Here is a 25,182-nt window from a genome sequence, read left to right on the forward strand (position 1 = left end):
GGTGGGCGGGTCAGTGCTCGCCGGGCGTGAAGCGGGTGCGGAGCACGGCCTTGCGGACCTTTCCGGTGAGGGTCTTCGGCAGCGCGGGCACCGCCTCGACCCGGTCGGGCAGGAACCGCTCGCCGTGCCCCTGGGCGCGCAGATGGTCGCGGACGGCGTCGAGCGTCGGCCCTGTGCCGCCGTCGCGGGGCACGACGACGGCGAGGATCGTCGCGTCGTCCAGACCGACCAGCGCCGCCTCGACGGCCGCCGGATGCGTGCCGATGGCCCCCTCCAGCTGGGCCGCCGGGGCCACCTCCCCGTCGCGGACGATGGCGTCGCGGGCGCGGCCGAGGACGCGGATGCCGCCGCGGCCGTCGTCGCGGGCCAGGTCGCCGGTGTCGAACCAGCCGTCCGCGTCCAGCTCGGCGGCGAACGCCTCCGGGCGCCGGTGGTAGCCGAGCGCGAGGGAGGCGCCGCGCACCCGGAGCCGGCCGACGCCGCCCGCGCCGCCGTCCGGCAGGGGGTCGACACGTGTCTCCATGGCGTCGATGGCGCGGCCGTTGCTGTGTGCCGCCCAGCCGTCGGGGTCGTCGGGGCGGGTGGTGGTCACGGGCCCGTTCTCCGACATGCCCCACAGCGAATGGGCGCGGGCGCCGAGCGTGGCGCGCACCTCCTCGGCGAGGGAGGCCAGGACCGGGGCGGAGCCGATCACGACATGGCGCAGGCTGCTCGTGTCGCGCGGGGCGGCGCGCTGGGCCTCCGCCACGTCGGCGAGAGTGGCGGGAGGCCCGTAGAGCAGGGTGGCACCGTAGCGCTCGACCAGGTCGAGGAGCGCGGGGTTGTCCCGCAGGTCCTGGAAGGCGACGGTGCCGCCGAGCAGCACACCCGCCAGCACACCTTGCGCGAAGCCGGAGTAGTGGACGAGAGGGGTGGAGACGGCGACGACCCAGTCGGGGCCGAGGCCGAAGGCGTCGACGTACCCGCGCACCGCCGAGTGCACGGTGTTCTGGCTGTGCAGAACGCCCTTGGACTCGCCGGTCGTGCCGGAGGTGAACAGCACCACGAACGGTTCGTCGGCGGTGAGTTCGCGGCCTTCGAGGTCCTGTGCCCGCAGGTTCTCCCACGGGGTGGCGACGAAGTGGTCGTGGAAGGAGCGGACGCCCTCCGGCGCCGGACCGCCGCCGACGGCGAACACATGCCCCAGTTCGGGCAGTTCGGCCCGCAGCCCGGCGACGGTGGCCGCGAGCGGCACACCCTCCCAGTCCGGCAGGGTCACATGGACCCGGGCCCGGGTGAGTCCGAGCCGGTGGCGCAGCTCGTCCTCCGGGCAGACGGGGGAGATCGGGACGATGACCGCGCCGACCCGGATGGTGGCGTACATCAGCGCCACCAGCTCCCACCGGTTGGGCAGTTGCACGGCGACCGCGTCGCCGCGCCGGACGCCCAGGTCGAGCAGGGCCCCGGCGAACCGGTCGGTGAGCCGGGCGAGTTCGGCGTAGTCGAGGGTGTCGGTGCGCGACTCCTTCAGGCGGCGTGCGGCGATCGCGAGCTTGCGGGGCCGCTCGCGGGCCTGGCGGCGCAGGTCGTCGAGGAAGGTGTCGGTGCGCCACCAGCCCCGTTCCAGATACGTGTGCCGCGGGGTATCGGGCCGGACGAAGTCCGCCGTGAGGGCGCTCATCGGCGTCCCTCGCGCTCCGCGCGGCGCACGGACAGCAGCTCGGCCAGCGGGTCGCCGGCCTGCCCCGCGGCGATGTCCAGGAGGTCACGGGTGTTGGTGCGCACCCGGTCCGCGACCCAGTCGAAGACCCACTCCTTGCGGGCGTCCGCGGACAGGTCGAAGGGGACGACGCGGGTGACCGCGAGCGCGGCGGAGGCGGCGCCGCCGATGTTGGCGATCACGCCGGGCACCAGGTGGGCGCCGGAGGCGGTGACCTTCTCGCGGGCGGCGTCGGTGGAGGCGAGGTTGGCGCCCTCGACGACGAGCCGGGCCCGCAGCCGGTGCGCGTTGGCCTCGGTCAGCGCGTGCTTCTGCGCGGCGAGGACCAGCAGGTCGGCGTCGACGTCCAGCCACGCCTCGGGCTCGGTGGAGGTGGTGACGTGCTGGGGCAGCCGGGAGCGGTCGATGCGGCCGTAGGTGTCGGTGACGGCGATCAGGTCGTCCACCGGGAGCCGGTCGGCGCTGATGGTGCCCCCGACATCGGCGACGCCGACGACCGTGTGGCCGCGCGTCTCCAGGAAGCGGGCGACGGCCCGGCCGACGGCGCCGAACCCCTGGATGACGACGCGCGCCGGCCCGCTGCGGCCCCCTGCCTCCAGGGCGGTGAGCGCGGCGGTCCCGACACCGTGCCCGGTGGCGTCGATCAGCGGCTCGTAGTACGTGCGCCAGTCCACGGGCATGTCCGGGGCGCCGCGCCGGAAGCGCGGGTCGTACCCGGCCTCGGCGAAGAAGACGGCCCGGTCGGCGGGGGTGACGCCCATGTCGATGCCGAGGTGGATGCCGCCGTGCAGGAGGGGCTTGACGGTGCGGCCGAAGGTGCGGAAGGTCTCCTCGCGGGCGGCGCCTTCGCCGGTGGCGCCGTCGGAGACGATGCCCGCCTTCGCGCCGCCGATGGGCAGCTTGGCGAGCGTGAACTTGTGGGTCATGTCCCGGGCGAGACCCGCGACTTCCTCCTCGGTGACGGTGCCGGTCATCCTGGTGCCGCCCATGGCAAGTCCGTCGACCAGGGTGTCCACCACGACCCAGCCGCGCAGCGGGCCGCCGCTGCCGTTGAGGTGGACGGTGAAGGCGGGTTGTTCGTTGTCTGCCGTGAAACTCATGGCCGGGGTCCTTCGCGGGGTCGGGGTCATCTTCGGAACAGCGGGGCAGGGTGGGGTTCAGCGGTTCAGGTGTGGCTCAGCGGTACAGGTATGGCTCAGCGGTACAGGTCGGCGAAGCCGCGCAGGATCTCCAGGCCGTCCTTGCGGAACTCCAGGTGCGCCTGCGAGCCGTGGATGCGGCCGTCGTCGGAGCGCAGGAACTCGACGGGCGCCTGCGCGGAGCGGCCGATGGAACGGAAGCCGGGCGGGGCCGCCTCCAGGTAGAGGGTGTGCCGGTGGAAGACGGTCACCTTGGGCTTGACGTAGGTGAAGAGGGGCTCGTCCTTGTCGACCTCGGCCTCGTGACCGCCGACGCGCTGCGGGCCCGGGACGAGCCGTCCGCCGGCCTGGGTGGCGAGCAGCTGCATGCCGCCGCAGATCCCGAAGACCGGGAGGCGGGAGCCGAGGACGAGGTCGACGAGGGGCTTGTAGTGGTCGAGGTCGTAGGCGCGGACCTTGGTGCCGCTGAGCACGACCGCCTGGTAGCGGCCGTCGAGCCGGTCGGGCAGCGAGGCCACGTCGGTCGTCTCGGTCCGCGCACCCAGCTCCTCGAAGCGGGCGCGGAGCTGGGGCAGGGACAAGGTGCCGTTGTTGACGAGGAGGACGCGGGGGAGGACGCGGGGTTGTGGCACGGGGGCGCTCCAGGGGCGGAAGGGGGGACGTGGGCCGTCGGGTTCAGGCCGCGGGCCGGGCCGCCTCGGGGGCGATGACCGTGCCGGTGCGGGCGGCGAGCAGGTCGCTGACGCTGCCGCTGCCGAGCACCACCGAGGGCACCCCGCGCTCCAGCGCCTCACCGGCCGCGCGCAGCTTCTTGCGCATGCCGCCGGTGGCCTTCGTGTCGCGGAACCGGGCCGCCGCGCCGGCGTCGATCCGGGTGACGGGCTCGCCGTCCACCAGCAGATGGGGCACGTCCGTGACGAGGACGAGGGTGGCGGCGCCCACCGCTCCGGCCAGCGCGGCGGCGGCGCGGTCGCCGTCGGTGTTGACCTCCTGCCCGGCCGCGTCGCGGGCGAGCGGGGTGATCAAGTGGGCTCGTCCCGGCCGCAGTTCGCCCAGGGGTCCGGGGTCGACGGCGGTGATCGGCCCGACCAGGTTGTCCAGTTCGACGAGCCGCTTCTCACGCCACCACCAGCGCTCACCGGCGCCCGCCGCGACGATCCCGTCGCTGCCGAGCAGCCGCCGCGCGGTGACGCCGCGCCGTTCCAGGCGGTCGAGGACGTCCGCGCCGAGCCGCGCGCTGACCGTCTTGATGTCGGCGATCACCTCGGGCGTGGTCCACCGGCTCTGGTTGCCGTAGCGGTCGCGCAGGACCGCGGCCGGGTCCGCGTGCCGCCCGCCGAGCCGCTTGAGCGGCTTGGACCAGCCGTGCACGAGGATCAGCGGGCGGCGCCGGGCGTGCTCGGCGAGATCGTCCCACCAGGGGTCCGACAGGTCGTCGAGGGCGCTGCCGCCCAGCTTCACGACGAGGGGTGCGGTGCTCACGCGGGCATCACCGGCTGCATGGTCAGTCCTGTCTCCTCGGGCAGGCCGAAGCGGAGGTTGGCGGCCTGCACGGCCTGTCCGGCGGCGCCCTTGACGAGGTTGTCGAGCGCGGCGAGCACCACGATGCGTCCCGCGTCGGGGTCGTGGAGCACCGTCACGTCGCAGTAGTTGGAGCCGAGGACGGCCTGCGGATCGGGTACGGGGATGAGCGTCTCGGTGTGCCTTCGTACGCGTACGAAGGGCTGCCCCTTGTAGAAGCGCAGGTAGGCGCGGTGCAGCTCGCGCTGGTCGACCGGCCCGGCGGGGAACGCGTAGGTGCTGGTGAGCAGGCCGCGCACGTGCGAGACGCCGTACGCGGACATGCTGAGGGAGCCGATGGCGCCGGCCCCTTCACCGGCCTTGCCGGCCCTGCCGGCCCTGCCGGACGCGCGGGCATCGCAGGCATCGCGGACATCGCGGGTTTCGCGGGCGAGGAAGTCACTGACCTCGGCGGCGTGCCGGTGGCCGGTCGGCGCGTACGGGGCGATGGCGCCGTTGCGCAGGGCGTGCAGGTCGGTGGCGCGCAGTTGGAGGCCGCCCCCGCTGGAGCCGCTCTTGCCGTCGACGACGACGGTGGTGAGGTCCAGGCCGAGGCCCAGGGTGAGCGGGGCGAGGCCCAGGGTGAGGGCGGTCGCATAGCAGCCGGGCAGAGAGATGAGCGCGGCGTCCGGGAGCCGGTCGCGGACGAGCTCGGGGACGCCGTAGACGAAGCGCTCGGCGAGGTCGGGGCGGCGCTGCACCTTCGGGTACCAGCGGTCGTGCAGCTCGGGGGTGCGGATGCGGAAGGCGCCGCTGAGGTCGACGAGGGCGGGGACGCGGTCGGCGAGCAGCGCGGCCAGGTCGGCGGAGACGGGCGCGGGTGTGGCGAGGAAGAGGACGTCGACGCGGTCGGCCACGTCCTCGGTGACGGGCTCCACGGCGAGCCCGAGGCCCTGGCGCAGGTTCGGATGGAGTTCGGCGGGGCGTCTGCCGATGTGGGAGGAGCCGCCCAGGAAGGTCAGCTCGAACTCCGGGTGCTGGGCGATCAGCCGGATGAGGTCGCCGCCCGCGAGCCCGGAGGCGCCGGCGATCCCTGCGCGGATCATGCGAGCAGCTCCTGTACGTAGCGGCCGACGGCGGACGGGACGTCGGCCCCGGTGGCGGTGGCCACGGCCCGGAAGCCGGGGGCGTGGTTCACCTCGTTGACGACGAGTCCTTCGGGGGTGCGGAACAGGTCGACGCCGTAGATTCCGGGGCCGAGGACGTCGATCACCGCGTCCACGGTCTTGGTGATCTCGGGCTCGTGGTCCAGGGCCGCCCGGGTGTGGTCGCCGAGCGCGGCGTTGTTGCGCCAGTCGGCGCCGCCGGGCGCGAACTCGGCGACGGCGACGAGCTCCCGGCCGACCACCAGGCAGCGCACCGAGCCGCCGCCGAGGAACGGTTCGACCAGCGCGGCCTGCTCGAAGGCGTGGCCGAGGTCCTCCACGTAGTCGTAGACGGACTGGGCGGTGTCGGCGTCGCGCAGCAGGGTGACGCGTTTGCCCATGCCGCCGAAGACGGGTTTCAGGACGACGGGCGGCGGGAGTTCGGCGAGGGCGCGGGTGAAGTCCTTGCGGGACAGGACGAGGCGGTGCTCGGGCACGGGCACGTCGGCGGTGCGCAGCGCGGCCCGCAGGGCGGCCTTGTTCTCGCAGGCGTGGATGGCGGAGGCGGTGTTGAGGGTCGGGACCCCGGCGGCCTCGGCGAGGGTGGCGATCAGTCCGCCGCGGGTGTAGCTGCGGCTGCGGACGAGCAGCAGGTCGAAGTCGGCGACGGAGGACGCGTCGGCCGAACCGAGGCACAGGGACTCGTCGTTGACCCAGGTGACGGAGAGGCCGAGGGCGGGGCCGGCCTCGATGAGGCGGCGCTCCTCCCAGGCGATCCGGTCGGCGACGACGCCGATCTTCGGGATTCCCAGGGCCATCTCACTGGCCCCAGTCGCGCAGCTGGACCTCGATGGTGTCCAGTGTCAGCACACCGTCGACGACGCTCTCGACGCGCAGCGTCAGCAGGCACTCGGGGCAGGACAGGGTCTCGCCCGGGCCGATCGGCGGCACGGTCAGCTCCGTCTCGCACTCGGGGCAGACGCCGGAGAGGGTGGCGGTGGTCATGGAAGCACTCCGATGATGGGGATGAGGTGGGGGCGGTGGTACGGGTGGCACGGGTGGTACCGGTGGTACGGCCGGTCAGGCGGCGGTGAAGTCGACGGCCGCCTTGCGGATGGCGTCGCGGTCGAGCAGCGGGCGCCCGTTCTCCTCCTGCCGTGCGGCCAGCCACGGGGTGAAGGCGGCGACGTCGACATCGAGCCCCGAATCGGTCAGGGCCCAGCCGACCAGCGCCGTGGTGAGCCGGGTGCGCACCTTCAACTCGCGTGTTTTGCCGACGAGTTCGGCGGGCAGCGTCTCGTACGCCTCCGGGTGGGTGAGCTGGCCGGGCAGTTCGTAGGCGAAGGCGTGCGCGGTGGTGGGACCCGGCTGGAACGCCTCGCCTAGCTGGGCTCCGCGCAGCGCCAGGCGGGACAGTTCGGTGAGGTGGCGCAGGTCGAAACGGGTGTCGCCGTGGAGGACGCGGAGCGCGGTGAGGAGTTCGGCGAGCGGCGCGTTGCCGCCGCGCTCGCCGATGCCGCCGACGGTGGCGGAGACCCACTGCGCTCCCGCGCGGACGGCGGCCAGCGAGTTGGCGACGGCCAGGCCGAGCATGTTGTGCGAGTGGATCTCGATCTCGGCGCCGTCGATCTCCGTCAGGCCACCGATGACCTTCTCCATCTGCCAGGGCGACAGATACGCGACGGTCTCGGCGAGCCGGAAGCGGTCGGCGCCCGCCTCGAACCCGGCGGCCACGTACGGCACGAGCCGCTCGGCCGGGGTGCGCGCCCCGTCCTCGCCGCTGAACGTGACGTGGAAGCCGCGCTCCTTCGCTTGGCCGACGGCCGAGCGGACCAGGGCGGTGAGCAGCTTGGCGCTGGGTGTGCCGAGCTTCAGCACGGCGTGCTGTTCGGAGGTCGGGATGGAGTACATCACGTGCCGGACTCCGAGCCGTTCGGCCTCGTCGAGCGCGGTGGCGACCTGCCGCCGGTCGCGTACGACAAGGAGCGTCATGCTGCGCTCGGGGGTCACCGCCTCGTGCGTGGCGAGCACCAGGTCGGCGTCCTTGGAGCCCGGTCCGGACACCATGCCGACCTCGACGAGGTCGACGCCGGTGGCCACGAGCAGGCGGGCGATGGCGGCGGCGTCGCGCGGGCCGAACTCGACGCCCGCCATGTGCGCGGAGTCGCGCAGCGTCGCGTCGGATATCCGGGGCGACACCGCCGGGACCACCGGGTCTCCGGCGCCTTCCACTTCTGTCATGTCACTCACTCCTTCTGATTCGGCGAGTCCGGCGCGGCACTGCGAACAGCCTCCGATTTCACCGGCACGGAAAACAAGGGAACCCCGGTGAAGCCTTGAGAAGAAGTGTCAAGCAATGTCAGGAACGCGAGAGTCGGCGAAAGAAGGGTGCGGCCACGACAAATAGTCGGCGTATTTCGCATCCGCGTTTATCGCGCGCCCTAATGTGCGCGCATGGACCTGTTTCCCCTGCCCCGACTGGGCATAGTCGTGCCGCCGGAGAACCCCACGGCGGAACCGGAGTTCCACCAGTTCCTCGGCGGCCGCGTCAACGTCTTCACCACGCGCTTCCCCCTCACCCCGGGCCTCGGGCTGCGCCCCATGCTGGAGACGTACAACGACGTCCTGCCCGACACTCTCGGCTCCTTCGGGGCGTTGCGCCTGGACGCCGCGGTGGTGGCGTGCAGCGCCTCGCACTATCTGCTCGGCCCGGACGGCGACCGGGACTTCTGCGCGCGGCTCTCCGCCCGCTCCGGTCTCCCGGTGGCCTCCTCCACGCAGGCGGTCCTCGCGGTCGCCGCGCCTCTTGGCCTGCGCCGGGTGACGCTGGTGTCGCCGTACGAGCCATGGCTGACGGAGACCTCCCGCGCCTTCTGGGAACGGGCCGGTCTCACGGTGGACGCCGTGGTGCCCGTACCGCTGCCCGACGGCGGGCACGACCCGTACCGGGTGACGGCCCAGGACCTGCTCGACCGGCTGGACGCCGCGCTGCCCGACGACGACCGGCCGCTCCTGTTCACCGGCACGGGCATGGGCACGCTCGCCGTCCTCGCCGAGCTGGAGCGGCGCCGGCCCGGCCGGATCGCGCTCACCTCCAACCAGGCGTCGGCCCGGTGGGCGCTGGACGTGACCGGCGCCCACGCCCTCGCGGTGCCGGACGCGGCGGTACCGCACCCGGTCGCAGCGCCGGACGCGGCCGTGCCGCACCCCGTCACAGCGCCGGACGCACGTGTCCCATCCGGTAACCGACGCCCCGCACCGTGATGATCCAGCTGCTTGCGCCGAGTTTCGCGCGCAGGCTGCTGACATGGGTGTCGATCGTGCGGCTCGCGTGCCCCCATTCGCTGTCCCAGACCCGGGCCATGAGTTCCTTGCGGGAGACCACCGTCGCCGGGGTCTCCGCGAGGAGGTAGAGCAGTTCGAACTCCTTCGCGGTGACCGGCACGAGCCGGTCGGCCACGCGTACCTCCTGAGTGCGCGGGTCGAGCCGGAGCGGGTCGAGCGCTATGGGCTCGGCGCCGCGCGGAGCGGCGGGCCGGGCCCGGCGCAGCACCGCTTCCGCGCGGGCGGCCAGCTCGCGGAACCCCCAGGCGCGCACGACGCAGTCGTCGGCGCCCGCCTGGAGGGCGAGGACCCGGCCGAGCTCGTCCTCGCCGTCGGCGATGGCGATGAGCGGCACGTCGCCGTCGTCGCGCAGCGTGCGGCACACCCGCAACCCGTCCAGGTCCGGCAGCTCGAGGGAGAGCAGCACCAGATCGGCCTCCCGGTGGGCGCGCAGCGCCATCGCGCCGGTGCCGACGCTGCGCGCCGCGTACCCCTGGCGCCGCAGGTTGCGCATGGTCTCCTCGGCGGTGTCGGGATCCCGCTCCACCACCAGCACGCTCCTCATGACCGTGTTCGTCCTTCCCCGTTGAGTCCGTTGGGTTCGTTGGGTTCGTTGAGCCCGTTCTGCCCGTTGTGGTGGTACGGGCCCGGCGCGATGCCCCGAGCCCGCTCATGCGTGTGTGCTGCTCAGACGCGCGTGTGCGTACGCGGCCGAGAGCAGCGTCATGTGGTGGTGCCAGCCCGGGAAGGAGCGGCCCGCGAAGTCGGCGAGGCCGTACCGCGCGCGCAGGGCCGCCAGCGCCTCGGTGGTACGGGCGCGGGCCCGCAGCAGCGCGAGGACCTGCTCTGCACCCGCGCCGGCGACATCGGTGAGCCAGTGCCGGGCCGGGCCGTCCCCGCCGGGCGGCGCGCAGCCGAGGAGGCGGTAGGGGCGTTCGGGCGCGAAGCCGGGCAGCCGGACCGGGCCCGGGTGGACGTGCACCGCCGGGTACGGGCGGCGCAGCAGCAAGGGCTCGAGGAGGGCGCCCGCGCCGCTGATACCGGGGCGGGCGTGGCGCAGCTCCAGGTCCGGCGGCACCTCGGCGACGACCGTACGGTCCTGGCGGGCGAGCGCGGCGAGGACGGCGGCGGCCTCGGTGTAGCGCGACAGATCGAGCACCCAGGGCAGTCCCGCCGGTCCTGTGCGGGCGGGTTGGCCGGTGGCGAGGTCGAGGATGTGCAGGCCCGCGGGGCGCGGCAGCTCGGTGAGCGGCACGCGTGCGCGGGCGCGCAGGGGGCGGTCAGCCGCCCAGGGACCGTCAAGGACCAGGTGCCAGTCGACGGCGAACGCCTCGCCGGGCGCGGCCAGGAACAGGCCGAGCGCGCGCTGGGCGTTGACGGTGCGCCCGTCGGCCGGGTCCGTCCGGCTGTGCACGCCGACCGTGTGCGCCCCGGTCTTGGGCACCACGAGGTCCACGACCGTCCATGCGTACGGTCGCACGCGCGCGGCCACGAGGCCGGTGAGCCGGGACCGGACCGGGCGCCAGTCCCAGGGGCTCGCGTTGACGAACTGGTGCAGGCTCTTGGCCGCGGCGGGCGGCAGGTTCAGCGTCCTGACCAGCCGGAGCGGGGTCTTGCGGCCCGGGGTGTGGGCGAGGGCGCGCAGGTGTGCCTGCGCCCACCGGCGCTGCTCGGCGCGGCGCAGGGAGCCGAACACCTCCGCCGTGAACTCCCGCAGCGCCGCGTCGCCTTCCTGGCGGGTGCCGGTCTCGCTCGACCCCATCTGACGTGCGCCCCCTCGTGATCGCCGGACCGGACGCAAAAAGTACCGCCTGTCGGCGGTATTTCGGCCACGAGTTCGGGGACTTTCCCATGTGCGGCTCTGAGCAGGGTGAATGCGGGCCGAGCCGGTCCGGGCCTTTGTTCCCGAGCGTTCCCGAGCGTTCCCGAGGGGGTGGAAGTCCGTTTATGAAGACCGTTCCGGTGCCGTCCTGACCTGGCTGTTGAGGCGAATGTCAAAACCGTGTGAACGGGGCGTGGCAATCACTATCGCTGTGTGGCAAGTATCTGTCGCACGCGTGTCCGCGCTCCCCGGAACTCGCGACCGCGGGCGCCGAGGAGCGCGGGAACCGGTGTCAGGAGGCGTCGGCGCGCCGCGCCGGGAACCCGGCCGAGCGGGCGTACACCACGACCGCGAGGACCGGGGCGAGCAGCCCGAGCAGCGTCCAGGGGAAGGAGTCGCTCCCGGCCGTGTCGAGGAGCACGCCGCCGATCACGCCGCCCGCCGCCATGGCCACGTTCCACAGCGTCACGAGCATCGCCTGGGCGCCGTCGGCGTGCTCACCGCCCGCCTCGCCCGCGGCCGTCTGCAGCAGCGTCGGCACGCCGCCCCAGCCGAGTCCCCACAGCACCGCCGCCACGTAGACGAAGGCCGTGTGGTCGGAGAGGACGCCCAGGAGCGCGGCGGCGACCGCCACCAACAGGGTGGAGGCGACCGTCAGTTGACGGAGCTGGCGGTGGATGCGGGCGCCGACGATCCAGATGCTCGCCAGCGACGCCGCGCCGAAGACGAGCAGGACCAGATCCGTGTCGTCGCCCAGGCCCAGGTCGTCGAGGTACGTGGCCACATACGCGTACAGGATGGTGTGCGCCAGGACGAAGACCAGCGTCACGAAGAGTACGGGCGACACGCCGGGCACCTTCAACGCCCGCAGTATGCCCGGGCGTTCGCCGTTCCGCTGGCCCGGGTAGTCCGGCACGGCGGCGACGATCCACAGCAGCAGGACGAGGGTGAGGCCGGTCATCGCCAGGAACGCGACCCGCCAGTCGGTCACCTTGCCCAGGAACGTCCCGGCGGGCACGCCGAGCGACAGCGCGACCGGGATACCGGCCATGGCGATGGCGATGGCGCGGCCCTGGAGATGCGCGGGGGCCATCCGGCGCGCGTACCCCGCGAGGAGCGCCCAGGCGAGACCGGCCGCGACGCCCGCGACGAAGCGCGCGACCATCGTCAGGCCGTACACCGACGAGACGGCGGTGACGCTGTTGGCGACGGCGAACCCGGCCATGGCCGCGAGCAGCAGGCGCTTGCGGTGCCAGCCGGAGGTCGCCGCGGTCAGCGGGATCGCCGTCAGCGCGGTGCCGAGCGCGTAGATGGTCACGGTCTGGCCGGTGGCGGACTCGCTGACACCCAGGTCGCCGCTCATCGCGGGCAGCAGTCCCGCGGGGAGTGTCTCGGTGAGGCTGGTGATGAAGACGGCGGTGGCCAGCGCGAGGAGCGCGAACAGTGGCAGCTTCTGGGGGTCGCCGGGCCGCGGGGTGTCCGGCCGCGCGGGTGCGCTGGCCGCGGTGTCCGGGGCGGTGCTCATGGTGTGTGCTCCTGGGGTGTCGGGGTGTGAGGGGCTCGGGATTCGGGGGTGTGCGGGGTGTCGGGTGCCAGGTGTTGTGTGTGTGCGGCTCTCGTCGTGGTTGCTCGCGCCGTTCCCCGCGCCCCTGAGATGCGCACTTCGTGCGCCATCTCAAGGGGCGTGGGGCGGGGCCGCCGGGCCCAGGCCGCCGTCCACCGGGAGGCGGGCCCCGGTGGTGAAGGTCGCGTCCGTGGCCAGGAAGAGGGCGGCGCGTGCCACCTCCTCCGCGGCGCCCAGCCGTCCGAGCGGTGGCAGCGGTGCCGGGGGTCCGTGCGGGGCCTCGATACAGGCGGGGACCACGGCGTTGACGCGGATTGCCCGGGCCGCGAGGGCCGCCGCGAGCGTGCGTGGCTCCGCGCCGGACGGGTCCGCGGCGGTGAGCACCACGGCGGCGCCCGGTGCGAGCCGGGGCAGCAGCGGACGGGCGAGCGCGGCCGTCGCGGCGAACAGCCAGTCCACAGCCGGTTCGGGCCCCTCCGCGTCCAGGAACGCGTCAAGCGCGTCCGGGGCCACGACATCGGCGGCGGAGCCCAGTTCGGTGCCGAGCCGGGCGCGCTCGGAGACCGGCGCGACGACCACGACGCGTGCCCCACCCTCCACGAGCCGCTTCGCGATCGCCAGACCGGTCTGCGGCGGGCCTCCCACGACCACGGCCCTACGGCCTCCGTACCTGGTCATGCGCCCGCCACCTTCCGTACTCCGTCCCGGTGCACCGACTGTGCGCACCCGCGCTTCGGAAATCCTTCGGATCCGCTTCGGGGCACCCGCCGCCACGCGGCCGTACGGGCCCGCGGCCCGCCGGATAAGGTGATCGCCATGCGTTTCGGGGTGCTCGGACCACTCGTGGTCCGCAATGACGACGGGGAAGAGGTCACGGTCCCCGAGGCCAAGGTCCGCGCACTGCTCGCGATGCTGCTCGCCCAGGACGGGGAGACCGTCCCCACGGACCGGCTCATCGACGCCCTGTGGGAGACCCGGCCGCCCGCCAACCCGGCCGGCGCCCTCCAGGCACGTGTCTCACAACTGCGCCGCGTCCTCGGCAAGACCCGTGTCGTGCACCGTCCCCCCGGCTACCACCTGGACCTCCGCGCGGACGACGTCGACGCGGCGCGGTTCCGGGAGCTGACGGTCCGGGCCGCCGCCGAGCAGGCCCCCGCGGAGCGCAGCGCGCTGCTCACCCAGGCCCTCGGCCTGTGGCGCGGACCCGCGTACGCGGACTTCGCCGACGCCGGGTTCGCCCGCCCCGCCGCCGCCCGCCTCGCCGAGGAGCGGCTCACCGCCCTGGAGGAGCGGGCCGCCGCCCGCCTGGACCTCGGCGACCACGCGGCGCTCGTCGGGGAGTTGGCCGAACTCGTCGACGCGCACCCCCTGCGGGAACGCCTGCGCGCCCTGCACCTGCGCGCCCTGTACGCCGCCGGACGCCAGAGCGAGGCCCTCGCCGCCTACGAGGAACTGCGCGCCCGGCTCGCCGAGGACCTGGGCGTCGACCCGGGGCCCGAACTGACCGAACTCCACACGGCGCTCCTCCGTCAGGACCCCCGTCTGTCCCCACAGGCAGGCGCGCGGGCCTGGCCCCCGGCCGCTCAGGGCGGGGGAGCGGCCCTGCACCCCGCCCCCGTCGAGGCGCCCGCCCCGTCCGGGAATCTCCCCACCCCGCTGACCGCGCTCATCGGCCGCGACGCCATGCTCACCCAGGTACGCCAACTCCTCGGCAGCGCGCGGTTGGTGACGCTCACCGGCCCCGGTGGCGTCGGCAAGACCCGGCTCGCGATCGCCGCCGCCACGGGCTCCCGGGACAGCTGGCTCGTCGAACTGTCCGGGATGCGTTCCGGCACGGTCGCCGACCTCGCCGACGTCGTCGCCACCGTGCTCGGCGTGCGCGACGACACCCGCACCGCGCACGGCGACAGCGGTCCTCTCCCCGCCCAGTTCCTCGTCGCCGCGCTCCGCGACCGGCAGGCCCTGCTCGTCCTGGACAACTGCGAGCACGTGGTGGACGCCGCCGCCGAACTGGCCGGGCTCCTCTTGTCGGCCGCCCCCGGGCTGCGGGTGCTCACCACCAGCCAGGAGCCGCTCGGGCTGACCGGCGAGGCCGTCCTGCTGGTCGAACCGCTGGCCTGCGAGGACGCCGTCCGCCTCTTCACCGAGCGGGCCGCAGCCTCCGCGCCCGGCTTCCCCGCCGACCCGGACGCCGCCGGACCCGCCGAACGCGCCGCCGTCGCCGAGATCTGCCGCCGCCTCGACGGCATCCCGCTCGCCCTCGAACTGGCCGCGACCCGCGTCCGCGCCCTCGGAGTCCAGGCGCTCGCCGCCCGCCTGGAGGACCGCTTCCAGGTCCTCACCACCGGGCGGCGCGACGCACCGGCCCGTCAGCAGACCCTGCGCGCCGTCATCGACTGGAGCTGGGAGCTGCTCAGCGCCCCCGAGCGCATCGTGCTGCGTCGCCTCGCCGTGTTCAGCGACGGCTGCGACCTGGCGGCGGCGGAGGCCGTCACCGCGGGCGACGGGGTGACCAGGACCGAGGTCCTCGACCTGATCACCCGGCTCGTCGACCGCTCCCTGGTGGTTGTGGCGAGCAACCCGGGCGGCCCGCGCTACCAGCTCCTGGAGTCGGTCGCCGCGTACGCCGTCGAGCGGATGCACGAGATGCAGGACCTCGCCGCGACCCGCGAACGGCACCTGACGTACTACCTGGACCTGGCCGAACACGCCGAGCCCGGCCTGCGCGGCCCCGACCAGCGCCACCGGCTCGACCGCCTGGACGCCGAGGCGGGCAACCTGCGCGCCGCCCTGGACACGGCCACCCGCCTCGCCGCCGACGGTGACAGCGCCGCCGCCGAGCGGCTGACCGGCGCCCTCGCCTGGTGGTGGCTGCGCGGCCGCCTCACCGAAGCCCGGCGCGCACTGAGCGCCGTCCTGGCACACATCCCGCCCGGCGCGGCCGGGCAGCCCACCGAACTCCTGCTTCTACGGCGGGCGTTCGCGCTCCTCACCGAGGGGCGCGGCACCGCCCCCTCCGTCGCCACGACCGACGGCTGCGTGCCCGACGCCCCCGACCCGGCCCGCCGCGCCCGCGCGCTGTGGCTGTGCGCGTACGGCCTTTTCAGCGCGGGCGCGGCCGACGACGCCGACGCGCTCAACACCCGTGCGCTGCACCTCTTCGAGACCCTCGACGACACCTGGGGCACGGCCGCCGCGCTCGGCCTGCGGGCCCGGCTCGCCCTCGACCGGGGCGACCTCGCGGGCCTCGACCGCGACGGCCACCGCGGCGCCCGCCTCTTCCGCGACCTCGGCGACCGCTGGGGCGAGGTGCAGACCGTCCCGCCGCTCGCCACGCTGGCCGAGATCCGAGGCGCGTACGACGAAGCCGAACGGCTGCAGCGGGACGGCCTGCGCATCGCCCGCGACCTGGGCCTCGCCGCCGAGGTCCCCGCCCGCCTCTCCGGGCTCGGACGGCTCGCCCTGCTCGGCCGGGACTGGGACCGCGCCCGCACCCTGCACCAGGAGGCCCGCCGGATCGCCGCCGAGCAGGGGTACACGTACGTCGAGATCCACGCCGAGATGGGCCTGGCCCTCGGCGCGCGGCGCTCCGGGGACCTCGCCGCCGCGCAAGGCCATCTGGAGCGGCTGCGCGACAGGTTCGCCCAGGCGTCGTCGCCCGCGGGCGAGCATCTGCGCCTGGCCGAGCTCGGATTCCTCGCCGAGCTGGACTCCCGCCCCGACGACGCGCTCGCCTTCCACCTGCGGGGCCTCGCCGTCGCCCGCGCCCTCGCCGAACCCCGCGCCCTCGCCCTGTCCCTGGAGGGGCTCGCGGGCGCCCTTTCGTCCCGCGCCCCCGTCGCCGCGGCGGCGCTCCTCGGCGCGGCGGAGTCCGAACGCCTCGGCGTCGGCGCACCGTTGCCGCCCGCCGAGCGCGGGGACGTGGACCGGATCACCGCCGCGCTGCGGGCCGCCCTGGGGGCGGCGGAGTTCCGGCGCGCCTTCGAGCGCGGCGCGACGGACGGCGGCGAGCGCACCCTCGACCGGCTGGACGAACAACTCGCTCCGGCCTGAAACGGCCCGTCCAACCGGTGGTCGCAGCCGGGTTGTGACACGCGCATGGCGGCGCCATGACCGGGCCGTTGCAGTCTCGTGCCGTTCAACTGGCCTGCGTTGACCGGCACTTGGCGCCTGACTAACTTCGGCCACATGTCGATCACCACGACCGTCGCCCCCTTCGAGATCGTCCGCACCGGACCGCGCTTCGGCGCGGAGATCACCGGCATCGACCTGACCGCCCCCGTCGACGACGCCACCGCCGACGCCCTGCGGCAGGCCTTCCTCGACCACAAAGTGCTCGTCTTCCGCGACCAGCACCTCACCCCCGACCAGCACGTCGCCGCCGTACGCGTCTTCGCCGAGCCCTTCGACCACCCGACCGCCACCAAGGACCCGGCGAACCCGCTCGTCTACCCGTACAACGTGAGCCAGACCGGCAAGGCCAGCACCTGGCACATCGGCGGCCTGTGGCGCGAGCCGGTCTTCGCGATCGAGTCCCTGACCTACGAGGTGGTGCCCGACCTCGGCGGCCACACGCTGTGGGCGGACCTGCAGGCCGCGTACGACGACCTGTCGGAGCCGTTCAAGGAGCTGCTCGCCTCCGTGAGCGCCGTCTACGACGGCAACGCGGAGAACTACGCGCAGGGCAGCAAGAAGACCGCGAGCGGGCCGACGACCGAGCACCCGGTCGTCCTCACGCACCCGGACACCGGCCGCAAGGGCCTGTTCATCAGCACCTCGGCGACCGGCCTCACCGGCGTGACCCCCGCCGAGGGCAAGATCCTCCTCGACCACCTCCTGCGCCACGCCTCCTCGCCGGACTACACGATCCGCTTCGGCTGGCGGCCCGGTGACTTCGTCCTCTGGGACAACCGCGCCACCTGGCACTACGCCATCGACGACTACGGTGACGGCGCCCGGGTCTACCGCAAGGTCATCGGCGTGGAGCCGACGCCGGGTGCTGCGGAGGCGCGTTCCTGAATGCTCCCGGGCGAGGACCGCGCCGCCCGGCGCACCGTGCTCGTCTGCTTCGCCTCCTCGCGGGGACGGTGGCCGCGACCGGGCGCGGGCCCGGCACGCCGATCGCCGCGCGGCGGCATCCTGCAGATGGCTCGGCGCATCGCGGCGGCGGTCCTGGTCCCGGCGCCAGATCAAGTGTGGCCAGTTTTTGACCGAGTGCGAGCAACTGTAAAGGTTTTGTTCCCAGTTGGGGGAGAGTGCGTGATGATGCTGGTGACGCCGTAGGGACGGGCGTTGCCGTCGTCGCCGACCGCCGACGACGGGGTGCGCGACCGCGCCGCCGCCGGTCCTCGGGTCGCTCCGGCCCGCCGTCGCGGCGCGGGCCCGACGGGGCCCGATGGAGAGGGAGACACTTGGCTGCTGTGCCCGCGAGACGACTGGCCGCTGGACCCGCACGACCTCGACGGCCGCTTTCCGGACGGGGGCGAGGCCGGACCTGGGGGCGAGGCCGGACCTGGGGGCAAGGCCTGGCACGGGGGCGACGCCTGGCACGGGGGCGAGGGCTGACCTCGTTCGCCGCGGCCGGCGCTCTGGCGCTGTCCGGGCTGGCCGCGCTCACGACACCCGCCCACGCCGCAGAGGGCCCGTCGGCGTACGTGGCCAACTTCCACGGCGACGCCCTCACGGTGATCGACACCGGCACGAACGAGGTGGCCCGCACCATCGGCGTCGGCAACAGCCCGGTCGGTGTGGCGGTCGACCCTGCCCAGACTCGCGCCTACGTCACCAACTACGACGACAAGACCGTCTCGGTGATCGACACGAGGACCGACGCCGTCACCGCGACCGTGCCGGTCGGCAGCAACCCGCTCAGCGTCGCGTTCGCCCCGTCCGGGGCCCGCGCCTACGTGGCCAACAGCGGCGACGAGACGGTGTCCGTCATCGACACCACGACCAACGCGGTCACCGCGACCGTCCCCGTCGGGGGCTCCCCGAACGGTGTGGCGATGACCCCGTCGGGCGCCACCGCGTACGTGTCCAACAACGGCACGAACACGGTCTCGGTGATCGACACCGCGACGAACACCGTGACCGCCACCGTCGCCGTCGGCACCGCCCCCTCGGGCGTGGCGGTGAGCCCCTCCGGGGACGTCGCCTACGTCGCGAACAACAGCAGCGACGACTCCGTCTCCGTCATCGACACGGCGACCAACACGGTGACCACGGAGATCGGGGTCGGCAACGGCCCCCACGGCGTCTCGTTCGACTCCTCCGGCGCGCGGGCCTACGTCACCGATCGGGGCAGTGACGACGTGAAGGTCATCGACACGTCGACGCACACCGTGATCGCGACCGTCCCGGTCGGCGCGGGGCCCGTCAAGGTGGAGCTCAACCCCGCCGGTACGGCCGCGTACGCCACCAACGTGGACGACGGCACCGTCTCCGTCATCGACACCTCGACCAACACGGTCAGCACCACCATCACCGGCCTGGACGGTCCCTACGGCATCGCGTTCGTCCCCGAGCCGTCGTCGGCGGCGACGGCCGACATCGACGTCAAGCTCACCGCCCAGCCCCGGCTCGGGCTCCTGGTGCCCTACGTGAGCTACACCCTCAGCGCCCGCAACACGGGCCCCGAAGCGGTGACTTCGGCGACGCTCACCGTCAGACTCCCGCGCGGCACCTCCGCCACCGGCCTCGCCTCCGGCTGCACCGCCGCGGGCACCACGGTGACCTGTTCCTACGGCGCCATCGCCGACGACGCGAGCGCGCAGAAGACCTTCCGCGTTCCGCTGCACCTGCTCACCCTCGGCCAGGTCAAGGTCACGGCGCAGCGCACCGCGTCCGCGCCGACCGACCCCGACGCCGGCAACGACAGCGCGTCGGCCTCCTGCACCGCCGTGTCCGTCGTCCTCGTCACCTGCTGACCCGACGCGCCCGGCGCACGAGCGCGGCGCCGGGCGCACTCACAACACCTGGGCCATCTCCCACACATGGCCCGCCGGATCCGTGAACGCCGCGGTGCGCCGCCCCCACGGGCGGTCCACGGGCCCGTTCAACAACCGCACACCGTGCTCCGCGAGCTGGGCGCAGACGGCATCGGCATCGTCCACCTCGATGGTGAACAGGGCGCGCGGCCCGCCCTCCGAGTCCCCGACGGACAGGGGCGCGACCACCGCGGGAGCGTTGGCCGCGACCAGCACATTGATCATGAGGTTGTCGAGCTTGACGACGGCGGAGTCCTCATCCTCGTACACCACCTCCAGGCCGAACACATCGGTGTAGAAGGCCTTGGCGGCGGCCAGATCCTCGGCGAACACGGTGACGACGGCGAGCCTGCTCAGCCCTTTGATCATGTCTGACTCCTTGCGGGTCGGTAAAACGGGCGGACGACTTGCGACGACCCTACGGATCGGCACTGACAGCGAGAGGAAAATCGACGCACCGTTCGCCGGACGTCAGGATCGCCCCTCCCTCCGCTGACGCGGTCACGCCAGCTTTGTAGTGCTGTCCGGCGCCTGTGCCGCTCGGCCGACCTTCACAAAGGTGCGTCCAGCAAGGCGCGGGCCGCCTCGACGATGTCGCTCCGCACCTCCCGCGGAACGACGCTTCCAGGGTCCTCCCGGGTGTGTATCCATCGCGCGATGTCGACGATCTCCCGCAACGCCGGAGGATCGCCGAGTTCGGCCGCTGCGTCCAGCCAGATGAGGCTCGCCCCGTCGACCGGGTCGAGCCGGCCGGACGCCGTCTCCTCGGCCCAGAAGCGTGCCGCGATCCAGCGGGCGCGGTGGAGGTCGTCTGGCAGCAGCGGAAGCAGTCCCAGCTCCTCGACCGCGAGGTCGAACAGCTCGGCGGCCTGGTCGCGCTCCTTACGGGCGAGCCCGGCCAGCAATGCGAGTGAAGGGCTGTCGAGCCCCGCCAGGAGCGCGTCGAGGCCCAGCTCCACCAATCGCGCCGGCGACGGCCGCTGCCAGGGCGCCAGAGACCGGTCGGCGGCGGCCATCCGCAACAAGCTCAGCGCTACTTCCTGGTCCACCTGCGCCTCGTTTCCTCCCCAGCGGCACGGTCGGGATCGACCACGTCACCAATATATCGCAGCGCTGTTATATTAGCGCTGTGACATTCACTGACGATCCCACCACCCACCCCGACCCCTGGCACACCCTGCACGAGTTGCTCGCCGCCATGGACGCCGAGATCGAGCAGGTCTACGTGGAGCGCGGCATCGAGGGGGTGCGGCCTCGGTTCGCCTATCCGTTGATTCGGCTTGCCCATACCGGACCGCTCACCATTCGCGAGCTTGCGAAGTCCCTGGACCGCTCGCACTCCGCGATCAGTCAGACCGTCGCCGCGATGCGCAAGGAGGGGCTTGTGACCTCCGAGCCGGGGCCCGACGCCCGTACACGGCGCATCGATCTGACCGAGCGCGGGCGGTCGTTGGTGCCGTTTCTCGAAGCGGAGTGGCGGGCCACCCACGCGACCGTCGCCGAGCTGGACGGCGAGATCCCGCACGCGATGACGGACGTCGTCGAGGAAGTGCGGCAGGCGCTGGAGCGCAGGTCGATGCGGCAGCGCATCCTGCACCACCTCGTCGAGCCGCCGCGATGAGCGGGCGGGCCCGCGCGCATCTGCTCGACATCCGGCCGCTGCGCGGCAGCCGTCCGTTCCGCGACCTGTGGATCGGCACCGCCGCCGCCCAACTCGGCGGCCAAATGGCCAACGTGGCGGTGCTCGCCCAGGTCTGGGACCTGACCGGCAGCCCGGTCGGAACCGGCGCCATCGGCCTCGCCACCGGAGGGCCGATGGTGCTGTTCGGACTCCTCGGCGGCACCCTGGCAGACACCTTCGACCGGCGCACGGTCGTACGCGCCACCACCGCGGGCCAACTCCTGTCCGCCGCGGGACTGTGCGCCCAGGCCCTCACGGACAACCGCAGCGTGCTGTACCTGCTTGCCCTGGTCGCCCTCGGCACGAGCTGCGGTGCTCTCGGCGCCCCCGCCCGCCGCACCTTCCCCGTCCGGCTGCTCCCCGGCGACCAGGTCGCGGCCGGTCTCGCCCTGACCAACGTCTCGTTCCAGGCGGCCATGCTGGCCGGGCCCGCGCTGGCAGGACTTGTCATCGCCCAGTGGGGCTTCTCCGCCGCGTACGCCGTCCAGGGCGCGGCCACGGCGGTCTCGATGCTCGCGGTGATCCGCCTGCCCGCCCTGCGGCCCGACGGAACGGCGGACGCGGCGCGCGGAAAGCGCCGGCCGGAACGGGGCGGCTGGCGGATCATCGTGCGCCGCCCGACGCTGTGGGGCTCGATGGCCACCGACCTGTCCGCGACGCTGCTCGCCATGCCCATCGCGCTCTTCCCGCTCGTCAACGAGGACCGCTTCGGAGGCAATCCGCGGACATTGGGCCTGTTCCTCTCGGCCGTCGCCGTCGGCGGCATCACAGCCGGTCTGCTCTCCGGCACGGTGACGCGGTGGCGCCGCAGCGGCCTGGTCCAGCTGTCCGCGGGCGTCGTCTGGGGCATCGCACTCGCCTGTTTCGGCCTGACCGGACCGTTGTGGCTCGCGCTCGGCTGCCTGGCCGTCGCGGGCGCCGCCGACACCGTGTCCGTCGTGACGCGCAGCGCGCTGGTGCAACTGGAGACGCCGGACGCCTACCGGGGCCGGGTCTCCTCCGTGGAGCACGTCATCGGCGTCGCGGGCCCCGAACTCGGCAACTTCCGCGGCGGCCTTCTTGCGTCCGCCACCTCCGCCTCCTTCTCCCTCGTCCTCGGCGGACTGTCCGCGGCCCTGGCGGTCGCCGCCGTGGCCGTCGCCGCCAAGCCGCTGCGCGCCTACAGCGCACCGGCCGCGCAGGAGCGGCCCGCGACGCCTTCCGAGGTGCCCTCCGACGCCGCCCGACCATGATCCGGCCGCGCGACGTGCCTCCAGGACACATGCCTCGTTGTCCGGATATGAACAACATCATCAGCCGAGCGCTCAGCGCCGCCGCCATCGCCGGAACCGCCGCCCTTCTGGCAGCAGGGCCCGCTGTCGCGGACGTCTCACCGCCAGGGATCGACCTCAACACGGGCAAGTCCCCGCTGCAGTCCGTCACCGACTCCAAGCCCATCAAGATGATCAAGAATGCGAAGGTGCTGGAGGACTCGCTCAAGATGAACTGAGCCGCGACGTCGACGACTTCGCCGGGCAGCGACGGGGGCCCACGCCCCGTGATCGCTGTCCGGCGGAGGGCCGTCCGGCCTGAAAGGCGCCGACGCCAACGCCGACGCTAAGCTCCCGTCCCATGCCCGACACGCGTCTGAACGATGCCCGGATCCGGGCCGCCCGACAGGTGATCGACCCCGTCTTCCTGGACTCCCCGCTGTACCGCTGCGAACCGCTCGGCTCCGTCCTCGGATGCGAGGTGAGCATCAAGCTGGAGACGGCGAACCCGGTCGGCAGTTTCAAGGCCCGCGGCACCGAACTGGTCGCGAGCATCCTCGCCGAACAGGGGCCGCGCGCCGTGGTGTGTGCGAGCGCGGGCAACCTCGGCCAGGCCCTCGCGTGGTCCGGCCGCGCCCGGGGCCTGGACGTCACCGTCGTGGCGTCCCGCTCCGCCACACGGGTCAAACTCGACCGCATCCGCGCGATGGGTGCCCGCCTGGAACTGGTCGACGGCGACCACGAGGTGGCGCGGGCGCGGGCGGTGTCGATCGCACGGCGCGACGGGGCCCGGCTGCTCGAGGACAGCCTGGACATCGAGACCTGCGAGGGCGCCGCGACCATCGGCCTGGAGCTGTTGGGCGCGGCGCCGACCGTCGACACCGTACTGATCGCCCTGGGCGGCGGCGCGCTGGCCAGCGGCGTCGGTCACGTGCTCAAGACACACGCCCCCGAGGTCGAGGTGGTCTGCGTCCAGCCGCTCGGCGCACCGGCGATGACACACTCATGGCACCGGCGGAGCGTCGTCACCACGGAAGCCACCGACACGATCGCCGACGGCGTCGCGGGGCGGTGCCCCATCCCGGCCGTACTGGACGACCTGCTGCTGGTCGCCGACGATGCCGTCCTGGTCCGGGAGGAGTCGATCATCGCCGGTATGCGGCTGCTGCTCGACCGGGCCGGACTCGTGGCCGAACCGTCGGCCGCGCTCGGGATCGCCGCGGTCCTGGAGGACCGTGCCCGGTTCGCCGGCCGTCATGTGGTCACGATCGTGTGCGGCGGCAATGTCGACGCCGACACGTATCAGCGCTGGACCGGGTCCGGACCGTCGTCCGCCCGAAGCGCCTGCTGAAGCCCTTACGAGATCGGCCCCGCATACGAGGTGACGTCGTCGACGGTCGCGTTGCCGCCGCAGACCACCAGGCCCAGCCGGGTCTGCGTACCGGTCTTGGCGAGGACGCGCCGGGCGGCCGGGAGGAGGCAGGCGGCGGCCGGTTCCGTCCACACCTTGGCGTGCTCCGCCATCTCGCGGACGCCCGCGAAAGCCTCTTCCTCCGGCAGCACGAGCACCTCGTCGACGAGGTCGCGCACCATCTCGTAGGTCAGCAGGGACACGGTGGGCGCGCCGAGCGTGGTGATGCGCGAGTCCACGTCGACCGGCACCGGGCCGCCGTGCGCCAGCGCCTGCGTCATCGCGTCGGCGCCGGTCGTCTCCACACCCCACACACGCACATCCGGCCGCAGCGCCCGCAGCGCCGCCGCCACACCGGCGATGAGACCACCTCCGCCGATGGACACGAGGACGTCCGTCAACGGGCCCGCGTCCGCCGCGAGTTCGAGGCCCACGGTGCCCTGCCCGGCGATCACCACCGGGTCGGCGAACGGATGCAGCAGCGTGAGCCCCTCGGCCTCCAGGCGCTCCATCAGCGCGAACGCCTCCGCCATGGTGGGCGCGAGCCGCACCTCCGCACCGGCGGCCCGCGCGATCGCGACGGACCGCGCCGGTGCGGTCCGCGGCATGACCACCGTGGCCCGCACCCCGAGAGCGGCCGACATCTCCGCCACCGCGACGCCGTGATTGCCGCCCGACACCGCGACCACACCGGCCGCGCGCTGCTCGTCGGTCAGCGTCAGCAGCTTCGCCACCGCGCCCCGCGCCTTGAACGAGCCGCTGCGCTGCAGCAGTTCCAGCTTGAGGGTGACCGGCACGCCGAGCAGCGCGGTCAGCCCCGGGCTGGGCAGTGTGGGTGTGCGCACCACGTGCTCCGCGATCAGCGCCGCGGTGGTCTCCAGCTCCTCGACACCGATCACGGTGTGCCCCCCAGGTGTGTCGTCGTAGGTCGTGTCGTACGTCGTGCCGTCGCACTGCACGATACGTGGCGGACGCAGGGGAGCAGCCCGGGGCCGGTGGCGTCGGAGCTGAGGGCCGCCGCCGGGCAACTGGGAGGGGGCCCCGGTCAGGCCGTCGGGACGGCCGCGAGGAGGTCGGCGGGGACGCCGCCCTTGTCGGGGGCGTAGTAGTTCTTGATCTCCGCCTCCCACACGTCGACCCGGATCCGGTCGTCCGCATCGGGCCCGAACGCCTGGAACAGGGCCTCGATGTTGGGGCGTTCGAAGCCGACGCCTCTCATCATGCCGATGAAGACGGGCCGGGTCACTGTGCCGCTGCCGTCCACGTCACCGAAGCGCGCGAAACCGGCCGCGAACGCGTCGACGGCCCCGCTGAAGCGTTCCGGCGACAGGACGCACGCCTGGAACTCGTCGTACGTGATCCGGCCGTCGCGGTCGGTGTCGAGCTCCCGGGCCAGCGTCTCCCAGTAGCGCTGGAAACCGGCGCGCATGGCCCGGGTGCGCGGCTCGTCGGCGTCGGGGACCGCCGAGGCGACGCGGTCGCTCATGAGCGCGAAGTCGTCGGCTTCCAGGACCCCGTTGCCGTCGGCGTCGAACAGGGTGAAGACCAATTTCACACGTGTGACTGCTTCGGTACGCATGTGTGTATCTGCCTTTCTCGGATCCAGGAGACGGCCGTGTGTGCCGGCCGAGCAGCAACTATGCGAGCCACCGTCGCCCGGG

Annotated in this window: 24 protein-coding genes; 8 read left to right on the forward strand and 16 right to left on the reverse strand. The window is 73.5% G+C overall.

From position 1 onward, the window contains the following. Nucleotides 1-10: 10 nt before the first annotated feature. From N5I75_RS35845 to N5I75_RS35880, 8 genes are all read right to left on the reverse strand, one after another. On the reverse strand, nucleotides 11-1,660 hold the full coding sequence (locus N5I75_RS35845) for an AMP-binding protein (RefSeq protein WP_476684337.1): 1,650 nt from the start codon (nucleotides 1,658-1,660) through the stop codon (nucleotides 11-13). Continuing rightward, nucleotides 1,657-2,799: a Glu/Leu/Phe/Val dehydrogenase dimerization domain-containing protein gene (locus tag N5I75_RS35850; protein WP_476684338.1), complete on the reverse strand. Its 1,143-nt coding sequence runs from the start codon at nucleotides 2,797-2,799 to the stop codon at nucleotides 1,657-1,659. Before N5I75_RS35850 ends, N5I75_RS35845 begins: the two co-directional genes overlap by 4 nt. Before the next feature lie 95 nt (nucleotides 2,800-2,894). Continuing rightward, nucleotides 2,895-3,470 carry a type 1 glutamine amidotransferase gene (locus tag N5I75_RS35855; protein ID WP_476684339.1) on the reverse strand — a complete coding sequence of 192 codons (576 nt, stop codon included), beginning with the start codon at nucleotides 3,468-3,470 and terminating at the stop codon, nucleotides 2,895-2,897. A 43-nt stretch (nucleotides 3,471-3,513) separates the two neighbouring features. Next, nucleotides 3,514-4,320 carry an amino acid kinase family protein gene (locus tag N5I75_RS35860; RefSeq protein WP_476684340.1) on the reverse strand — a complete coding sequence of 269 codons (807 nt, stop codon included), beginning with the start codon at nucleotides 4,318-4,320 and terminating at the stop codon, nucleotides 3,514-3,516. Continuing rightward, entirely contained in the window at nucleotides 4,317-5,444 is a 1,128-nt protein-coding gene (locus tag N5I75_RS35865) for an N-acetyl-gamma-glutamyl-phosphate reductase (RefSeq protein WP_476684341.1), read from the reverse strand. Before N5I75_RS35865 ends, N5I75_RS35860 begins: the two co-directional genes overlap by 4 nt. Next, complete coding sequence (locus N5I75_RS35870; protein ID WP_476684342.1) at nucleotides 5,441-6,301, reverse strand: ATP-grasp domain-containing protein; 861 nt, start codon at nucleotides 6,299-6,301, stop codon at nucleotides 5,441-5,443. The genes N5I75_RS35865 and N5I75_RS35870 overlap by 4 nt, the downstream gene beginning before the upstream one ends. Before the next feature lies 1 nt (nucleotide 6,302). Continuing rightward, entirely contained in the window at nucleotides 6,303-6,488 is a 186-nt protein-coding gene (locus tag N5I75_RS35875) for a lysine biosynthesis protein LysW (protein ID WP_476684343.1), read from the reverse strand. 75 nt (nucleotides 6,489-6,563) lie between these two features. Then, nucleotides 6,564-7,724, reverse strand: a complete 1,161-nt coding sequence (locus tag N5I75_RS35880; protein WP_476684344.1) for an isopropylmalate synthase — start codon at nucleotides 7,722-7,724, stop codon at nucleotides 6,564-6,566. A 213-nt stretch (nucleotides 7,725-7,937) separates the two neighbouring features. On the opposite strand from N5I75_RS35880, the gene N5I75_RS35885 reads away from it, so the two are divergent. After that, nucleotides 7,938-8,747 carry a maleate cis-trans isomerase family protein gene (locus N5I75_RS35885; RefSeq protein WP_476684345.1) on the forward strand — a complete coding sequence of 270 codons (810 nt, stop codon included), beginning with the start codon at nucleotides 7,938-7,940 and terminating at the stop codon, nucleotides 8,745-8,747. Here N5I75_RS35885 and N5I75_RS35890 read toward each other — a convergent pair. The 4 genes from N5I75_RS35890 to N5I75_RS35905 form a co-directional block, all read right to left on the reverse strand. Then, nucleotides 8,695-9,372: a response regulator transcription factor gene (locus tag N5I75_RS35890; RefSeq protein ID WP_476684346.1), complete on the reverse strand. Its 678-nt coding sequence runs from the start codon at nucleotides 9,370-9,372 to the stop codon at nucleotides 8,695-8,697. The genes N5I75_RS35885 and N5I75_RS35890 overlap by 53 nt on opposite strands. A gap of 105 nt (nucleotides 9,373-9,477) precedes the next feature. Continuing rightward, nucleotides 9,478-10,569 carry an IS701 family transposase gene (locus N5I75_RS35895; RefSeq protein WP_476684347.1) on the reverse strand — a complete coding sequence of 364 codons (1,092 nt, stop codon included), beginning with the start codon at nucleotides 10,567-10,569 and terminating at the stop codon, nucleotides 9,478-9,480. A gap of 352 nt (nucleotides 10,570-10,921) precedes the next feature. Further along, complete coding sequence (locus N5I75_RS35900; RefSeq protein ID WP_476684348.1) at nucleotides 10,922-12,154, reverse strand: MFS transporter; 1,233 nt, start codon at nucleotides 12,152-12,154, stop codon at nucleotides 10,922-10,924. Between the two features lie 150 nt (nucleotides 12,155-12,304). Beyond that, on the reverse strand, nucleotides 12,305-12,871 hold the full coding sequence (locus N5I75_RS35905) for an SDR family oxidoreductase (protein WP_476684349.1): 567 nt from the start codon (nucleotides 12,869-12,871) through the stop codon (nucleotides 12,305-12,307). Nucleotides 12,872-13,009: 138 nt separating this feature from the next. Here N5I75_RS35905 and N5I75_RS35910 point away from each other — a divergent pair, with 138 nt between their 5' ends. The 3 genes from N5I75_RS35910 to N5I75_RS35920 all read left to right on the forward strand — a co-directional run bounded on the left by N5I75_RS35910 (nucleotide 13,010) and on the right by N5I75_RS35920 (nucleotide 19,119). Continuing rightward, nucleotides 13,010-16,246 carry an AfsR/SARP family transcriptional regulator gene (locus tag N5I75_RS35910; protein WP_476684350.1) on the forward strand — a complete coding sequence of 1,079 codons (3,237 nt, stop codon included), beginning with the start codon at nucleotides 13,010-13,012 and terminating at the stop codon, nucleotides 16,244-16,246. Between the two features lie 135 nt (nucleotides 16,247-16,381). After that, the gene (locus N5I75_RS35915) at nucleotides 16,382-17,212 is read left to right on the forward strand and encodes a TauD/TfdA dioxygenase family protein (protein ID WP_476684351.1); all 831 of its coding nucleotides are present in this window, start codon (nucleotides 16,382-16,384) and stop codon (nucleotides 17,210-17,212) included. 635 nt (nucleotides 17,213-17,847) lie between these two features. Beyond that, nucleotides 17,848-19,119, forward strand: a complete 1,272-nt coding sequence (locus tag N5I75_RS35920; RefSeq protein ID WP_476684352.1) for a beta-propeller fold lactonase family protein — start codon at nucleotides 17,848-17,850, stop codon at nucleotides 19,117-19,119. Nucleotides 19,120-19,158: 39 nt separating this feature from the next. Here N5I75_RS35920 and N5I75_RS35925 read toward each other — a convergent pair whose 3' ends face one another. Together N5I75_RS35925 and N5I75_RS35930 are read right to left on the reverse strand one after the other, a co-directional pair. Then, nucleotides 19,159-19,548: a VOC family protein gene (locus N5I75_RS35925; RefSeq protein ID WP_476684353.1), complete on the reverse strand. Its 390-nt coding sequence runs from the start codon at nucleotides 19,546-19,548 to the stop codon at nucleotides 19,159-19,161. 182 nt (nucleotides 19,549-19,730) lie between these two features. After that, the gene (locus N5I75_RS35930; protein WP_476684354.1) at nucleotides 19,731-20,228 is read right to left on the reverse strand and encodes a hypothetical protein; all 498 of its coding nucleotides are present in this window, start codon (nucleotides 20,226-20,228) and stop codon (nucleotides 19,731-19,733) included. A gap of 80 nt (nucleotides 20,229-20,308) precedes the next feature. Between N5I75_RS35930 and N5I75_RS35935 the strand changes: the two genes are divergently transcribed. The 4 genes from N5I75_RS35935 (at nucleotide 20,309) to N5I75_RS35950 (ending at nucleotide 23,461) form a co-directional block, all read left to right on the forward strand. Next, complete coding sequence (locus N5I75_RS35935; RefSeq protein ID WP_476684355.1) at nucleotides 20,309-20,800, forward strand: MarR family winged helix-turn-helix transcriptional regulator; 492 nt, start codon at nucleotides 20,309-20,311, stop codon at nucleotides 20,798-20,800. Continuing rightward, on the forward strand, nucleotides 20,797-22,092 hold the full coding sequence (locus N5I75_RS35940; RefSeq protein ID WP_476684356.1) for an MFS transporter: 1,296 nt from the start codon (nucleotides 20,797-20,799) through the stop codon (nucleotides 22,090-22,092). Before N5I75_RS35935 ends, N5I75_RS35940 begins: the two co-directional genes overlap by 4 nt. Nucleotides 22,093-22,139: 47 nt before the next feature. After that, nucleotides 22,140-22,349 (forward strand): hypothetical protein, encoded by a 210-nt coding sequence (locus N5I75_RS35945; protein WP_476684357.1) that lies wholly within the window; start codon nucleotides 22,140-22,142, stop codon nucleotides 22,347-22,349. Nucleotides 22,350-22,471: 122 nt separating this feature from the next. After that, nucleotides 22,472-23,461: a threonine ammonia-lyase gene (locus tag N5I75_RS35950; protein WP_476684358.1), complete on the forward strand. Its 990-nt coding sequence runs from the start codon at nucleotides 22,472-22,474 to the stop codon at nucleotides 23,459-23,461. Nucleotides 23,462-23,466: 5 nt separating this feature from the next. On the opposite strand, the gene N5I75_RS35955 is transcribed toward N5I75_RS35950, so the two are convergent. Together N5I75_RS35955 and N5I75_RS35960 are read right to left on the reverse strand one after the other, a co-directional pair. After that, the gene (locus N5I75_RS35955; protein WP_476684899.1) at nucleotides 23,467-24,420 is read right to left on the reverse strand and encodes a threonine/serine dehydratase; all 954 of its coding nucleotides are present in this window, start codon (nucleotides 24,418-24,420) and stop codon (nucleotides 23,467-23,469) included. A 146-nt stretch (nucleotides 24,421-24,566) separates the two neighbouring features. Further along, a complete protein-coding gene (locus N5I75_RS35960; RefSeq protein ID WP_476684359.1) occupies nucleotides 24,567-25,100 on the reverse strand; it encodes an EF-hand domain-containing protein in 534 nt (177 codons plus the stop codon). Nucleotides 25,101-25,182: the final 82 nt, after the last annotated feature.

It is taken from the genome of Streptomyces sp. R818 (assembly GCF_056172735.1).